The following is a 16036-nucleotide window of genomic DNA, read 5'->3' on the forward strand; positions in this document are numbered from 1 at the left end:
GAAGTTAGCGCGACGAAGTTCTTTTCGGGCGGGAATGCCCAGTCAGCGGAAATCGCTCAGCACACTCTGGTCAACAGGGCACAGGGCCCGGCGGCGAAGATGTCGCGCGCATCCGCGGACAAAACGGGCTGTCTGCTCAGTGTGTCGATCCAGTCGCCATCGGGAAGGTCGATCCGAGTATCTCGCCAACCGTGCGCCGAGAGCCCGAGTGAATGCCGGGTCGCCAGAGCAACGACCCTGGCCGATTCGCCGACGGGGCCGCGCGAGAATCCGACCAGATGACCGGACGCGGAACCCGAAGCCAAGATCGGCCGGTACTCACCGCGGTCGAACCACGAGGGATTCTCCCGCCGCAGAGTCAGAGCCGCGCGAACGAGGTGCAGTTTTGCGGTTCCGGTCGCGTCGATCGGCGCGGCGTCGGCTTCGAGCAGTGATCGCCTCGCTCGGTAGTCGACAAGGCGCCGGTTGTCCGGATCGACCAACGAGTCCTCCCACAGCTCAGTGCCCTGGTAGACGTCGGGAACGCCCGGTCCGAGGAGTTGGAGTAGCTTTTGGCCCAGTGAGTCCGACCAGCCGTGACGAGCGATCCGGCCGACGAACTCGCTGACCGAATCACCGACCGAACCGTCGATCACCTCGTCGATCCACCTGTGCACATCCGATTCGAAGCCGACGTCCGGATCGTTCCAGGAAGTCTTTGCGCCGGATTCGCGAACAGCCTTCTCTGCATAGGCGTGTATACGCTCGCGCAGCTCGGGAACCGAGGCCGCCGAGCGACCGTCGACCGGCCACACGCCGATGATGTTCTGCCACAGGAACAATCCAGTCAGCGGATCAGGGCTGGGGCAGACATCTTCCCAGTCGCGAATCAGCCGGGACCACAGGGTCGGCACCTGGGACAGAACACCGATCCGCGCCCGCACGTCCTCGCCGCGTTTGGTGTCGTGAGTGGACAGACTCGTCATCGCGCGCGGCCACTGCTTCGCTCGGTCCGCGTTGTGGAGATGGAATTCGGCGACGGAGACAGCAAGCGATGCCGGGTTGCCGCCGACTTCCTGACGTGAGACCAGGCGTGCTGTCCGATAGAAGAGTCGATCTTCGACGGACTTGGCCATGACGGCGCCACACACCTGCTGGAAGCGAACCGCTGCTTCGCCGCCGTTGACCAGCGCTTGCGCCAACACGTTGAACACTGCTTCATGTCCAGGGGCCAACTCGTGCATGTCTCCGACGATGCGTGCGGCCAAACCGGCAAGGGGACTGTAGTCGGATCGATACACCGGCATCCGGGCGATCGCGACGACAACTGCGTCGTTCAGTTCGGTCTCACTGCAACGACTTCCGGTTTCGCGTTGGATTGCGCGCACGAGCCGGCGAACCTCGGGTGCTAGGTCACCGCGCCCGGTGTCGCGTTTGAACTGACGCTCGGTGTGATGCAACCACGAGCTGTCCCCGTCGTCACCGGTCAAATCTGCAGACAGTTCGGTCAATTCGTGTTCGGCGGCGGGATCGACGAAGACGCCGCCCAGTTGATTGAGGGCGTCGTATCCGGTGGTGCCGTCGATCGGGAGCAGCGGATCGAGTGGTTCCGTGTGGCCGAGGATCTTCTCGATCACGAGCCACTGCTTCGGTCCGATCAGTTCCCGCAGGCGCGCCAGATACTCTGCCGGATCGGCGAGTCCATCCGGGTGATCGATGCGAACGCCGTCGATCAGTCCTTCGTCGACCCACGACTTCAGTTCCCGATGGCAGAGTTCGAAGACTCGAGGATCGTCCTGGCGCAGGGCGGCGAGTTCGTTGACGGCAAAGAACCGTCGGTAGTTGATGATTCCGGCGTTCCACGGTACGAGTCGGTACGACTGCCTGGCGTGGACCTCCTGTGGGGATCCGAATTCGGTACCGGCCGCGACGGGGAAGCGGTGCTCGTAGAACGCGAGAAGTGTTTCCTCGCCAACTTTTTCGACAGTCAGCTCTTCTAGATCGTCCTGGCTGCCCAGTACCGGGAGCGAGAGTTTTCCGTCGGCGCCGTTGTCCTCGGCCCAGTCGATGTCGAAGAAAGCTGCGTACTCCGACCCCTGGCCGTGCGTGAGAACGTCCCACCACCAGGCATTTTCGCGTGGTTTGGCAACCCCGACATGGTTGGGGACCAGATCGACGATCAGGCCCATTCCGCGTGCTCGGGCCGCGTGCGACAACTCCACCAAGGCCTCCCGGCCGCCGAGTCCAGCGGACACGGTTGTCGGATCGGTGACGTCGTAGCCGTGCGTCGACCCGGACGTTGCCGTGAGAATGGGGGAGAGATAAAGATGCGAGACCCCCAACGCGTCGAAGTAGTCCACCAGTGCGGCCGCATCACGAAGGGTGAACGCGTCTGGGCGCAACTGCAGTCGGTAGGTGCTGGTTATCGGGGCCATGTGCACGTCTCCCTCAGGCGGTTCTGCGAAGTACCGTCAATGCTCGCGCTTTTACATCCAACGTTGTTCCGGCTTTGATCACGGTGTCGCTCTCACCGGTCGGGACCGAGGTGTCGAGCACGACGGTCCACTCCGACGCGTAGTCCGCATTGGGGGTGGAGAATTCGAGATCTTCGTAGTGCGCGTTGAAACAGAGGAGGAACGAATCTCCGGTGACGCGCTCGCCGCGGTAGTTCGGTTCCGGGATCGCGTCGCCGTTGAGAAAGACAGCCAGCGATTTACCGAATCCACTGTCCCAGTCGGCCGGAGTCATTTCCTCCCCTGACGGCGTGAGCCAGGCGATGTCGCGACTCTGATCGCCACTTCGAATGGGTCGGCCCTCGAAGAATCGGCGACGCCGAAAGACCGGGTTCTTGGCGCGCAAGGCAATTGCGCGCTTGGTGAACTCGACGAGGTCCGCGTTGGTTTCCGCGAGAGTCCAATCCATCCAGGACAGTTCCGAATCCTGGCAGTAGACGTTGTTGTTGCCCAGCTGAGTTCGGCCCATCTCGTCGCCGTGAGCGAGCATCGGGGTGCCTTGGCTGAGCATCAGCGTTGCGAGAATGTTCCGGCTCTGACGTCCACGCAGTTCGAGAATCTCCTGGTCGTCGGTGGGGCCTTCGACGCCGCAGTTCCAGGATCGGTTGTGTGACTCGCCGTCGTTGTTGTTCTCGCCGTTGGCTTCGTTGTGCTTCTCGTTGTACGAGACGAGGTCGTGCAGGGTGAAACCGTCGTGGGCGATGACAAAATTGATGCTCGCGCCGGGGCGTCGTCCGGTTGCCTCGTAGAGATCAGAGGAGCCGGTGAGGCGGGAAGCGAACTCGCCCAGGGTTGCCGGCTCACCGCGCCAGTAGTCGCGGACGGTATCGCGGTACTTGCCGTTCCACTCGGTCCACAGGCCGGGGAAGTTGCCGACCTGGTAACCGCCCTCGCCGACGTCCCACGGTTCGGCGATCAGCTTGACCTGACTGACGATCGGATCCTGTTGCACCAGATCGAAGAAGGCGGAGAGTCGGTCCACGTCGTGCAGTTCACGCGCGAGTGTGGAGGCGAGGTCGAAGCGGAAACCGTCGACATGCATTTCCGTGACCCAATACCGGAGCGAGTCCATGATCAGCTGCAGGGTGTGCGGATGACGGGCGTTGAGGCTGTTGCCCGTTCCGGTGTAGTCCATGTAGTGCGCTTCGTCGCCGTCGACCAGGCGGTAGTAGGCGGCATTGTCGATTCCGCGGAAGCTGATGGTCGGCCCCATGTGGTTGCCCTCGGCGGTGTGGTTGTAGACCACGTCGAGGATCACTTCGATGCCCGCTTGGTGGAAGCTACGCACCATGGCCTTGAATTCCGCGACTGCCGCATCGGGTTTTGCTGCCGAGGAGTAGTCGGTATGCGGAGCGAGGAAGCCGAAGGTGTTGTAACCCCAGTAGTTTCGCAGTCCCTGGTCGAGCAGCACCTGGTCGTGCATGAACTGGTGGACCGGCATCAGTTCGATCGCCGTGACACCCAGATTGGTGAGGTGCTCGATGATCACCGGATGCGCGAGTCCGGCGTAGGTGCCGCGCAACTCCTCCGGAACTCCGGGGTGCGTCGCGGTCATGCCCTTGACGTGCGCTTCGTAGATGACCGTCTCATGGTACGGACGCTTCGGTGAGCGGTCGGACGCCCAGTCGAAGAACGGATTGATGACGACGGTCGACATCGTGTGGCCGAGCGAATCATGTTGGGGGAAAGGAATGGTGGCGGGTTCGTCGACAAATGGTTCTGGGTTGAAGGGTTCGGGGTTGAAGGGTTCGGGGTCGAGGATCTCGTCCGACTCCTGATCGCCCGTCGGGGACTCGTCTTCGTCCTCGAGGTCCACCTCGGTCGATACACCTTCAGTCGAGACACCCTCAGTCGGCACAGCTTCAGTCGGCTCAGCTTCGGCCGATTCGGCTTCCGAACTCGTATCGGCGGTAGCTTCTTCCGACTCCACTGCAGGAGTTTCGTCGTCAGCCGAAGTATCGGGATCACCCGCCGACTCGACGTCGTACGAGAACAGCGAACGGTCTCCGTCGAAGTCTCCGTCGAACGCTTTTCCGTACGGGTCCAGCAGGAGTTTGCTCGGATCGCAGCGCAGACCCGCCGCCGGATCGTACGGTCCGTGCACGCGGTAGCCGTATCGCTGGCCGGGGGATACGGACGGAAGGTACGCATGCCAGACGTAACCGTCGACCTCGTCCATCCGAATGCGGGTTTCGGTTCCGTCCTTGGCAATCAGACACAGTTCGACAGCTTCGGCGACCTCGGAGAAGAGCGAGAAATTGGTCCCCGCGCCGTCGTAGGTTGCACCGAGTGGGTACGCACTGCCAGGCCATACCGGGATGGGAGTGGCTGAGGGCGCGCTCGGCGGTTGATCCATGAATCAGACCTTATCGGGTGCAGCCGATCGAATCTTGTCGACTACCTACGCCGCTGATCCCCGTTTTGCCTGGCTGCGGGCGGATGCAAGCATTCCGGCTGTGATCTGTTCCACCTCTGCCTCCGAGCACAGGTAGGGCGGCATCGCGTAGACGAGGTTTCGGAACGGTCGTAGCCAGACGCCGGCGTCGACAGCTGCATCGGTCGCGCTCTGCATATCGACCGGCTGTTCGAGTTCGATCACTCCGATTCCGCCTTTGACGCGGACGTCGACGACCCCGGGAATGGTGACGGCTTCGGCGAGGCCGCGAGCGAGACCATGTTCGAGGGCAGCGACATCACGCCGCCAGTCCATCGCGAGCAGGAGTTCGGTCGACGCGACCGCGACAGCGCACGCGAGTGGATTGCCCATGAAGGTAGGGCCGTGCATCAGCCCGCCGCCCTCACCTGCGGTGATGGTCTCCGCTATCTCTGTGGTGCACAGCGTTGCCGCCAGACTCATGTACCCGCCGGTCAGTGCCTTGCCGACGCACATGACATCGGGGCTGACGCCGGCGTGATCGGCGGCGAACAGTTCTCCGGTGCGTCCGAAGCCGGTGGCGATCTCGTCGAAGACCAAGAGGACTTGGTACTTGTCGCAGAGGTTACGTAGGTCGATCAGGTACGCGGGGTCGTGGAAGCGCATTCCGCCGGCGCCTTGGACTACCGGTTCGACGATCACCGCGGCCAGCTCGTCGTGATGCTCGGCCAACAGCGCTTCCAACTCCTGTACGTACTCGGGGAGATAGTCCGCCGGGGGAGTCTGGGCGAAGACCTGAGGGCGAAGGACGTCGGTCCAGAGTGAGTGCATGCCGCCGTCGGGATCGCAGACGCTCATGGGGGTGAAGGTGTCACCGTGGTATCCACCACGCCAGGTCATCAAACGATTTTTCGACGGCTTTCCGAGGCTCCGCCAGTACTGCAGGCACATCTTGACTGCGACTTCGACGGCCACCGACCCGGAATCGGAGAGGAACACCTTGTCGAGGTGAGGTGGTGTGATGTCGACGAGCATTCGCCCGAGGCGAGCGGCAGGTTCATGCGTCAGTCCGCCGAACATGACATGGCTCATCTTGCCCAGCTGCCGCGCGGCGGCGGCGTCGAGCACGGGATTGCGGTAGCCGTGAATGGCAGCCCACCACGAGCTCATCCCGTCGACGAGTCGCCGGCCGTCGGAGAGCGTGAGGGTAGCCCCCTGGGCAGAATCGACGATCAGCGGACGAGTCGACGCGGGAAACGATCCGTACGGATGCCAGAGGACATCGGCATCGATGGCGGAGATGTCATGAGGATCAAGTCCGGTTGTGAGCACGGATGCACCCTAACCATTGAGTTGAACGGTGTTCAAGTATGGTCGGAAAAGTGAACACCTCGCTGAATTGGCTCACTGCCGTCGAAGCGGACCGTAGGGCCGCTGGACTGCGTCGCGAACTCCGTCCGCGCATGGTCGACTCCCCGCTGATCGACCTGGCGTCGAACGACTACCTCGGACTGGTGCGGCACCCCGACGTGATCGAGGGCGCTACGGCGGCTCTGCACCGTTGGGGCGCAGGCGCCACGGGTTCGCGTCTGGTCACCGGAACCACCACCGAACACGAACTGCTCGAAGTCGAACTGGCCGAGTTCGTCGGGGCTGACTCCGGGCTCGTCTTCTCCTCCGGCTACACCGCCAATCTCGGCGCGGTGACGGCGCTCTCGGGTCCCGGGTCGTTGATCGTCTCCGACGCGGGATCGCATGCCTCGCTCGTGGATGCCTGCCGACTGTCACGCGCTCGGGTAGCCGTTTCCCCGCATTCGGACGTGAACTTTCTCGCCGACACGTTGCGCACCAGATCCGAAGAGCGAGCGCTGGTCGTCACCGATTCGGTCTTCAGTGCCGACGGAGATCTCGCGCCGCTGCGGGAGATGCACCAGGTGTGCCGCGAACACGGCGCGATTCTGCTGGTCGACGAGGCGCACGGCATCGGTGTGCGCGGTGCCGGTGGACGCGGACTCGTTCACGAGTCCGGCTTGGCCGGTGAATCCGACGTCGTCGTGACGGCAACATTGTCGAAGTCGCTCGCCAGCCAGGGTGGGGTTGTACTCGGCGACAACAAGATCCGCGCGCATCTCATCGACGCGGCAAGAACGTTCATCTTCGACACCGGTCTCGCACCGGCTGCCGTCGGCGCGGCCAGGGCTGCACTCGCCGTCCTCCAGCGCGAGCCGACGCGAGCGCTCGACGTCCTGGCCCGGGCGTCCGAACTCGCCGACGTCACCGGGGCCCCATCGCCTGAATCTGCCGTCGTCTCGGTCGTTCTCGGTGATCCGCAACGGGCGTTCGATGCCGCGTCGGCGTGCCGGGAACAAGGGCTGCATGTCGGATGCTTCCGTCCACCGTCGGTGCCGGAAGGAACGTCTCGGCTGCGTCTGACTGCGCGAGCGACGCTGTCCACTTCCGAGATGGAGCAGATCTCACTCGTACTGCGCGAAGTATTGAAAGGTGCCCGCGCATGAGCATTCTCGTGGTGACCGGAACGTCGACCGACGTCGGAAAAACAGTGGTGACGGCAGCTCTGGCCTCGGTCGCCCTGCAGACGGGTAAGTCGGTCGCTGTGCTCAAACCGGCGCAGACCGGCGTCGACGTGGACGGTGCGGGTGATCTGGCCGAGGTCGACCGTTTGACCGGTGGCGGTGTGACGCTGGTCGAGTTGGCGCGGTATCCCGAACCTCTGGCGCCTGATACTGCTGCGCGTAGAAGTGGTCTCCGGTTGTTGGCGCTCGACGACGTGGTCCGGGTCGCTTCCGACCTGGACGCCACTCACGACCTGACTCTGATCGAAGGCGCGGGCGGCTTGCTGGTCCGGTTGGGGTCCGACGGGTTCACCGCGCGTGATCTTGCCGCGGCGTTGTCAGCGCCGGTCCTGCTGGTGGTTGCCTCCGGCCTGGGCACGCTCAATCACACTGCTCTGACAGTGGAAGCGCTAGGGGCATCCGGCGTGGACTGCGCCGGGTTGGTGATCGGTTCGTGGCCGCAGGAACCGGACCTCGCCGAGAGGTGTAATCGCGAGGATCTGGTCTCGGTCAGCGGCGTTCCCCTTGTCGGAGCAATGCCGGCCGGTAGCGGCAGCGTGAGTGCCCGAGAGTTTGCTCAGACCGCTTCGGCTGCGCTCGGTAAGTCTCACTTGGCCAACTAAAGCCGTAACATCCGATTTGTCTGCATCGATAGCCAAGGCGCAGTGGGGCGCCTCGATTTCGACGTCCCCCGCGTACGATTCCGGTCGGTATATTTCGGCCGGCGTTTTGGCGACCCAGAGTCCTGGGGGCCTGAATCGCCGATAGTGGGTGTCGAATTGTGAGTAGGTCAGTCGAATGTAGGTGGTGAGTACGGTCGGAAGGTTGTCGTCATCGGCCGCACGCCGCGCAGTGCTCATCGGTGTTGTTGTATTCGTCTCGTGTCTGGTCGGAATTCTGAGTCGCCTACCCGGCACGCTCGCTGTCTTCTGGCCGGCCAACGCGCTGCTGCTCGGGATTCTCTTTCGGTCACCGCGCTCCGCGACACCGCTCACCTGGATCTGCGTCGTGGCAGGCTATGTCGGAGCCGACCTGATCACCGGCGGGGCGTGGGATTCCACGGTGTGGCTCAACGCGGCCAACATCGTCGGGGTCGCGAGCGGCTTCTACGCTTTTCACTGGGTTGACGGTGAGGATCGTCGTCTGACCAGTATTCAGTCTGTCGGATATCTCGTGTCGATGACTGTCGTCGGTGCGTCGATGGCAGCGCTCGTCGGCGGAATCGCAAACCGCGTGCTGTTCGGCGGACGGTGGTGGGACGGCTGGTTGCTCTGGTTCTCGAGTGAGTTCGTCAACTACATGACCATCGTCCCATTGGTGCTGACGTTCCCCTCGCTTCGGCGTGTCGATCGAGACCCGAAAGCTGTTGCCGTACTTCTGCGTCGATCGCTCGTTCCGACAGCGCTACTGACGATCTGCATCATTTTGGAGTGGGTGATCGGCGGCGCCGGAGCGATCGCGTTTGCCATGCCGGCGCTGGTGACTGCAGCCTTGCTCACCAATGTTTTGTCACGTCGATGCTCACAGCAGTATCAACTGCCTGGACGTTGGTGCTGACGGCCGACGGTCATCTCGGATTGTCCAGCGAAGGCCTCTCGCCCGTCAGTGCGTCGGTCCAGATCGGATTGTCTCTGCTGGCGGTAGCGCCGATCGCGGTGGCATGTGTGATCCTCGAGCGCCGCCGCGCGCTCGAGGCGCTGACACAAGCCGTGACCCACGACGATCTCACTGGTGCGTTGCGCCGGGACGAGTTCTTGCGGCGAGGCGGCGGCGTGACGGGTGCGACCGATCCGCGTCGACGCTCCGGACGTCCGGTCAGCGTCCTGATGATGGATCTGGATCACTTCAAGTTGGTGAACGACAACCTCGGTCACCGCGCGGGCGATACCGCGTTGGTGAGTTTTGCCGATCAGGTCAGGCGGAACCTCGATGACAAGCACCTGTTCGCCCGCTTGGGCGGCGAGGAGTTCGTCGTTTTGATGACAGGTGTCGATCTGGAAGGTGCAACCGCAACGGCCGAGATGATTCGACGCGCGCAGGCGGAGAATTCGTCGGCAGTGTTGGGCGATCTCGGGCCGACGGTCAGCATCGGTGTCGCGTGTTCACCCCACGGCGACGCAGATCTGACGCAACTGGTCGACTGTGCCGACGAAGCCTTGTACGAAGCGAAGAAACTCGACCGGAATCGAACTGTCTCGCTGACGCTCGGAGAAGTCACGTAACCCGTGCGGACCCACAGTGTTTGCAGGTCCGCACGGGTTGGTGGTGTCGAGCGATTCAGAAAAGGTTGACGAGAGCCGGAACGCTGAACAGGGCGACGTAGTAACCCATGAACAGGACACCGCCGTGAATCTTGAACAGACGCCCGAGAAGGCCGCCGACCAGGCCGACGGTCACGGTGATCAGGAGGCCCAGGATGCCGCCCTCCCAGATGCTGATGACGACGACGAGTCCGGTGAATACCGCGATCACAGCTTCGTGACTGATGTGCTTGACCACCGCTGACGCAGCGCGGTACGCGTAGTTCATGGCAAACGGATATGCGATGACCGTTGCCGTGACCACTGCCAGCAGGCCGTAGAGCAGGAACTCCCACTGCGTCAGGTACGTGGAGAGATTGTTGATCACTCCGGTTTCCTGGTTGGTCTCGAAGACCGGCGGAGCGTTGAAGAGAGGTGCCGCGGGACCTGCCGCGAGGGGGCTCAACGGAAGGCCGAAAGCCACGAGCGGGATGAGGGTTTCCGCGATGTAGGTGGATTCCGTCGTACCGTTTTTCGCCGAGACCATCGTGGTCAGTCGGTGATAGCCGTTTTTGATCCGCGCACCTACCAGCTCACCCATCAGAACGGTCATGGCGACGGGGCTGAAGACGAACGTTGCGCTCGATACCGTGGAAGCAGCTGCGGTGTAACCGATCTGCTTGCGATCGAGGACCTTCAGGGGATTGGGGAAGTATCCCTTCCATCCCTTGATGTCCGGGGCCAGTGCAACAGTTTTGGGTTCACTGCGCTCCATGTCCTTACGGGTCGACGGACCCAAAGTCAGTGCGAGATCCGCGATCAGCGGCCCGACTGCGATGGCAAGGAAGTAGCTGATGTTGAGCGACACATCGTAATTCGACGTCAACGCGCGGGCGCCGAGGATCAAGATGACGAAGGGAACGAGAGCGACGACCCCGGCCCAGCGGCCCGGCGAGGCGTAGGCGATACCGATGGCGGCGACCAGGAACAGCCAGGGTGCTATCGACTGAACAGTGTCGGCGAACGGCGCGAGGATGGTCGCGAACAGGACGGCAACCGGCACAGCGACGAACGCCGAGATCACCGCTCCCGAGATCGCCTTGCGGAGTGCGATGTGCGGGATGCCGAGTGAGCGCATCATCTGCGCCTCCGGCAAAAGCGGAATCGCCATCGTGTCACCGGGAATACCCAGCAGCATCGTCGGCACTGCGTGCGTCATGTGTTTGGCGATCGCACCGGAGAGGAAGAACGTGAACACTGCGGCCGGGGGAGCGCCGAGCAGGATCACGAGCAGCGTCAGTGGCGCGATGGTGGCGGTCTCGTCCGTTCCGGAAATCAATCCGATGAACGTGAACGCGACCGCGCCGATGATGCCGAACAGAACGGCAATCAGAATTTCGTTGGTCAGGACCGAACTCATGCGCGCCCACCGTCCTTCGGTGCGTTCGAGGCCGGTGCTTGCTCGGCCTCGGCGGTGGCGAAGTGGTCGTACAGACCGAGTTCGCGAAGTTCCTGTTGGCTCTGCTCCGGAATGTCGGCGAGAGTGCCCAGACCCTGGCGTTGTTCACTCATCATCGTGATGACGCCGTCGATCGACTCCGCGTCGGCGGCCGCCAAGGCGACTATTCGCTTCGGCTTGATGAAGATTCCGCAGACGACGCCGGCAAGCAGGCAGGCTGCGATGCCGACGAGCAGGCTGTACGCCTGGGCCAACGACGGTTCACTGACGACCCGTTCGAACAGCGCTTGGGCTGCCAGAAGGGTCGAAGCGCCGACGACACTGCCGACCAGGACGGAGATCGCGAGGTGTCGACCGTTGACGGTGTCGCCCCAGACTTCGAGGTACGTCTGCTGCTGCTCGGTCGGCTCGGTTGTGGTGGTCGGCGTCGTTGCCGACTGCGGTGGTGACATCAGTTTTCTCCAGTGTCATGCATGGCGAGAGGCTTGCGAGGTGGGGGACTTACGAGATGAGGGGCTTGCGTGACGAGTGTCAGGTGCGTGCTGCGCGGAGGGCGCTGACAACTCGGGACGGGCTCGGGTGTCCGATCTGTTCGGCCATCCAACTGCTTGTGTCGGTAAGGGAATCCAGGTCGATGCCGGTGTCGATCCCGAGGCCGTGGAGCATCCACACCAAATCCTCGGTGGCGAGATTTCCGGTCGCGCCCTTGGCATACGGGCACCGTCCGAGACCGCCTGCGGAACTGTCGAATTCGGAGACTCCCGCAGTCAACGACGCATAGACGTTCGACAGTGCCTGGCCGTAGGTATCGTGAAAGTGCATCGCGATCTGCGATGTGGGAATGCCACGTTCGCGGATCGCATCGAGTAGGGCGAGTACATGGCCAGGCGTGCCGACGCCGATGGTGTCGCCGAGAGAGAGCGACGTGGCACCGCAGTCGATCAAGGCCTTCGCGATGTCGGCGACACGCTCGACGGGCACGGCGCCTTCCCAGGGGTCGCCGAAGCACATCGAGATGTAACCGCGGACGGGAAGTTCCAGGGCTCGCGCTGCGGCAGTGACCTCGGCAGCCGCGGCGATCGCACCGTCCACCGTAGAGTTGAGGTTGCGTTTCGCGAATTCCTCTGTGGCGCTGACGAATACTGCAACTTCGCTCGCTCCGGCGGCAACGGCCCGCTCGAGACCCTTGCGGTTCGGGACAAGTACGACCGTGCGTACCGAGTCCGGCAGGTGCAGCCGACCCATCAATTCTTCCGCGTCGGCAAGTTGCGGGATCCATCGAGGCGAGACGAAGCTCGTCAATTCGACGGTGCGGGAACCGGCCGCGACCAGTCGTTCGATGAACTGGGCCTTCGTCTCGGTCGGGATCACTACCGTTTCGGCTTGAAGTCCGTCGCGTGGCCCGACTTCGTAGACCCGGACCGCGGTCGGTAGGCCCGTCGCCGACACTCGATGAGGCGCCGGCTTCCACACTGGTGATCCTGCAGCTGTTTCGGTCATCGTGGTCAGTTTCCGCCGCGGATCTCGGCGAGTACCTTCTCGGCATGTTCGACGCGAATGCTCTTGTCCGCGATCAGGCGTGCAACCACGGCGTCGATCTCACTCTTCTGGGCTCCGGCGGTGGCAGCGATGTTGCGGGCATGTAGTCCCATGTGTCCGCGCTGGACACCCTCACTGGCGAGAACGCGGACAGCAGCCAGGTTCTGTGCGAGACCAACTGCCAGGATGATGCCGGCGAGTTCTTCGGCACTCTCGACGCCGAGCATCTTGATCGCGGCCTGCGCTACCGGGTGCACCTTGGTGGCGCCGCCGACGAGGCCGACCGGCATGGGTAGCTCGAGGGTGCCGACGATGTTGCCGTCGGCATTTTTCTCGAAATGCGAGAGTGAGGAGTAGATTCCGTCGGCGTTGACTGCGTGGGAGTGGCACCCGGCTTCGACTGCGCGCGTGTCGTTTCCGGTCGCCAACACCACGGCGCTGATGCCGTTCATGATGCCCTTGTTGTGTGTCGCGGCGCGGTAGGGATCCAGCTCTGCCAAGCGTGCGGCATGGATCAGGTTGTCCACTACTTCTGCACCGCCGATCAACTCGGCGTCGAACACGGCGCGAACGCGCGTCAGCCGCAGATCTGCCTTGTTGGTGAGAATGCGAAGAACGACGTGCCCGCCGCCGATCTCGGCCACTCGATCTGCGATTGCCTCCGCCATCGTGTTGACTGCGTTGGCGCCCATCGCATCTCGTACGTCGACGTGAAGGTGGAGGACGACGTAGGTGGCCTTGTCCGAGGACACGATGCGAACCGAAATGTCCTTCACGCCACCGCCGACGCTGACCAGCTTCGGGTCCTGCTCGTTGGCGAGTGCAATGATTTCTTCACGTGCCTCGAGGAGTCGGATGCGGGCAGCTGCCGGATCCACGACGTCGACGAGTTGAATCTGGGCTTGCATGATCGGCTGGGTGCTCGAGACGTGAAAGCCCCCGAGTCCGCGTGCGATGCGAGCAGCGTTACTCGCAGCTGCGACCACCGACGGCTCCTCGGTGGCGAGGGGGATCAGGTAGTCCTTGCCGTTGATCGTGAAGTTGGTGGCCACGCCGACCGGGATGCCGATGACGCCGAGGACGTTCTCGACCATGCGATCGGCCTGATCGATGGTGAGGCCGTCGGCAGCGTCGTAGACCGCGATGTCTGCTTCGGTAAGGTCGGTCTGGCGGACGATCTCGGCGCGCCGTGCGGTGACGTCGTAGGACCGGAAATTGGCGATGCGGCTGTTGGTTGACCGGCTGTTGATAGACCGGCTGTTGGTTGACACTGGGGGTCGTCCTCCTGAAGTGGTTCTGTGCTCCGCTTCACAGTAGGGAGATTGATGCCTGCCAGACCACGTGCTCACAACACATCGATCGGTCGAAATTGTAGTTTCATGCACCATCGTCGCTGTCGTTGATGTCGCTTCCACCCTCTTCGGTTCCCACTTCTCGTAGTTCGTCGAGCCTCGCCGCCATGGACACTCGAAAGAAGTTCTCGTCTTCACGCCACGAGTGACCGAGGAGCGTGCGGATGCGGTCGAGACGCTGAACGACGGTGTTCGGGTGATAGTTGAGTGCGCGGGCAGCCTTGGTCGGGCTCCCGTCGTTGCGGACCAGAGCCCGAAGGGTCGCCGTGAGATCGGTGTCCTTGTCACGGTCGTAGGCGAGTACCGGGCCGATTACTTCGTCGACGAACTGATGGAGTGATTCCGGATTCTCGCCGAACAGAACGGTGTACGGCAGGTACGACGCCGTCGTGACCGCGCCGTCGGTCTTGCCCAAGGCCGACAGTAGGCGGGCGGTGCGCAGTGCAGAGGTGAAGCGCGCCGGGAGTTCTTCGGGGCGCTCCGCCGTTGCCGGCGCGATGACTACAGCGTGGGGTCCTACCGAACCGGTGATCTGGCGGTGAACGACGGTCGCCGCGGCTGCAGGGTTCCCCGAGCGCGAGACCACCGCGATCAATCCGGCGTGCTGCGACGCCAAAGCTCCGACCGGCAGACTCTGCCCGATTGCGCGGAGCGTTGCGGTGCGGAGTTCCGGAGCGACAGACACCACGAGGACGGTGTCGAGTTCGCCGAGGGAGATGCCGAGGTTGCGGGTCCGGCGTTCGAGATCGCGCCTCCGCTCGGGCGCAGTGCTCAACAGGTCGGCGACCAGTTCGTCACGTGCGCGCCGATCCGCTGCTGCGGCCGCCGAGTGTTGCAACACGAGAATCGCTGTAACCTGAGCTGCCCGTTCCACGGTCCGGAGTTCAACGGGTCCGATCGGCGCGTCCGATCGATTCAGCAAGATGGCCCCGAGGAATGATTCTCCGGCGGTGACGGCGCTGACGAGTTGGATCACGGTCTCGCTGTTATCAGAGACAAACGTGCATCGGCCACTGCGGCGACTCTGGGCGATGGCTTCGGACACGGCGCGAGGTAGCGACAACGGCACCGTCGTGATCTGCTCACCCGACGATGTCACGAGAGGGCGTAGCTCATTGTCGACGACGACGGTGCTGCGCTCGAGTGCGCTGCTGAGAGTTCGTGCTACCTGGGCGTAGCCACCGCCGCGGAGAACGGCATGGATCAGATCCTGGTGGACGATGTTCGATTTGTCCCGCGCGGACACGTGCTCGCGCAGCTCGTCGAGTGCTCGCCCGGTCTCGGCGGCGGATTCCTCGGAGCGGTCCAGCGCCCGTGCGGTTTGCAGGACTACCGAGGCGTGATCCGCGAGTGCAGAGAGCAGAGCGATCTGATCTGCGGTAAATCGTCGTTCCCGGCGGTCGGCGGCAAACAGGACTCCGAGGATCTGGCCGTCCGAGAGCATCGGCACGCCGAGAATCGCCACCAGACCCTCGGCGACTATCGCGGCGTCGACCACCTCGTCGTGACGCGACTGTGTGTACTCGCTGTAGTTCTGGACCCACTGGGCCGCACGAGATTCGGCAATCGCGCTGACCAAGCCGGCGCCCGCAGGAACCTGTAGATGCTGTAGCTCGGGCGAGACCGCGCCTGCTGTCTTTCGAACGTTCAGATCTCTGGTGTCCACATCGAACTCGGACAGGTACGTGACGTCGGTACCCATGATGTCGTGTGCGCGGTTGACCAGTCTCTGCAGCAGTGTGTCCACGTCGCGAACCTGCGCGAGCTCACGCGCACTCGAATAGAGGACCGCCAATTCGTTCTCGCGGCGGCGCAGTCGGCGAAATTCGGACCGACTGGCCCGGATGTGCGCGGCGGTCTCCGTGATCTCCGTTGCGCCAAGGCCGAATTCGGAAAGCACCTGTTCGACATGTTCGTCTCCGACCGCGTCGGACGTAAGGTCGAACAGTGCGGCAATCTCGTTGGGGTCTGAGTCCGGGACTGAGTCGGGGGCGGTCACACCGAACA

The 16036-nt window shown here is 63.2% G+C and carries 12 protein-coding genes; 4 read left to right on the forward strand and 8 right to left on the reverse strand.

Going from position 1 to position 16036, the window contains the following annotated elements:
• Positions 1–56: 56 nt before the first annotated feature.
• The 3 genes from treY to QM716_RS12570 are packed head-to-tail and all read right to left on the reverse strand — an operon-like array spanning position 57 to position 6198.
• Positions 57–2414 carry a malto-oligosyltrehalose synthase gene (gene treY, locus QM716_RS12560; protein ID WP_283304429.1) on the reverse strand — a complete coding sequence of 786 codons (2358 nt, stop codon included), beginning with the start codon at positions 2412–2414 and terminating at the stop codon, positions 57–59.
• Positions 2415–2427: 13 nt separating this feature from the next.
• A complete protein-coding gene (glgX, locus tag QM716_RS12565; protein WP_283304430.1) occupies positions 2428–4848 on the reverse strand; it encodes a glycogen debranching protein GlgX in 2421 nt (806 codons plus the stop codon).
• A 45-nt stretch (positions 4849–4893) separates the two neighbouring features.
• Complete coding sequence (locus QM716_RS12570) at positions 4894–6198, reverse strand: adenosylmethionine--8-amino-7-oxononanoate transaminase (protein ID WP_283304431.1); 1305 nt, start codon at positions 6196–6198, stop codon at positions 4894–4896.
• A gap of 38 nt (positions 6199–6236) precedes the next feature.
• Here QM716_RS12570 and QM716_RS12575 point away from each other — a divergent pair, with 38 nt between their 5' ends.
• The 4 genes from QM716_RS12575 to QM716_RS12590 all read left to right on the forward strand — a co-directional run bounded on the left by QM716_RS12575 (position 6237) and on the right by QM716_RS12590 (position 9661).
• On the forward strand, positions 6237–7382 hold the full coding sequence (locus tag QM716_RS12575) for an 8-amino-7-oxononanoate synthase (protein WP_283304432.1): 1146 nt from the start codon (positions 6237–6239) through the stop codon (positions 7380–7382).
• Positions 7379–8062, forward strand: coding sequence for a dethiobiotin synthase (bioD, locus tag QM716_RS12580; protein WP_283304433.1), 684 nt, complete (start codon positions 7379–7381; stop codon positions 8060–8062). Before QM716_RS12575 ends, bioD begins: the two co-directional genes overlap by 4 nt.
• A 184-nt stretch (positions 8063–8246) precedes the next feature.
• Complete coding sequence (locus tag QM716_RS12585; protein WP_283304434.1) at positions 8247–8996, forward strand: diguanylate cyclase family protein; 750 nt, start codon at positions 8247–8249, stop codon at positions 8994–8996.
• Positions 8957–9661 (forward strand): GGDEF domain-containing protein, encoded by a 705-nt coding sequence (locus QM716_RS12590; protein ID WP_283304435.1) that lies wholly within the window; start codon positions 8957–8959, stop codon positions 9659–9661. The genes QM716_RS12585 and QM716_RS12590 overlap by 40 nt, the downstream gene beginning before the upstream one ends.
• 55 nt (positions 9662–9716) lie before the next feature.
• Here the strand turns inward: QM716_RS12590 and QM716_RS12595 are convergent, their stop codons facing one another.
• The 5 genes from QM716_RS12595 to QM716_RS12615 form a co-directional block, all read right to left on the reverse strand.
• On the reverse strand, positions 9717–11099 hold the full coding sequence (locus QM716_RS12595; protein ID WP_283304436.1) for a tripartite tricarboxylate transporter permease: 1383 nt from the start codon (positions 11097–11099) through the stop codon (positions 9717–9719).
• Entirely contained in the window at positions 11096–11590 is a 495-nt protein-coding gene (locus QM716_RS12600) for a hypothetical protein (RefSeq protein WP_283304437.1), read from the reverse strand. The genes QM716_RS12595 and QM716_RS12600 overlap by 4 nt, the downstream gene beginning before the upstream one ends.
• Positions 11591–11669: 79 nt before the next feature.
• On the reverse strand, positions 11670–12638 hold the full coding sequence (locus QM716_RS12605; RefSeq protein WP_283304438.1) for a hydroxymethylglutaryl-CoA lyase: 969 nt from the start codon (positions 12636–12638) through the stop codon (positions 11670–11672).
• 5 nt (positions 12639–12643) lie between these two features.
• Positions 12644–13948: a hydroxymethylglutaryl-CoA reductase, degradative gene (locus tag QM716_RS12610; RefSeq protein WP_283304439.1), complete on the reverse strand. Its 1305-nt coding sequence runs from the start codon at positions 13946–13948 to the stop codon at positions 12644–12646.
• 106 nt (positions 13949–14054) lie between these two features.
• Entirely contained in the window at positions 14055–16028 is a 1974-nt protein-coding gene (locus tag QM716_RS12615) for a helix-turn-helix domain-containing protein (protein ID WP_283304440.1), read from the reverse strand.
• Positions 16029–16036 lie beyond the last annotated feature (8 nt).

This window comes from Rhodococcus sp. IEGM 1409, from assembly GCF_030056735.1.
GTDB lineage: Bacteria > Actinomycetota > Actinomycetes > Mycobacteriales > Mycobacteriaceae > Rhodococcus_F.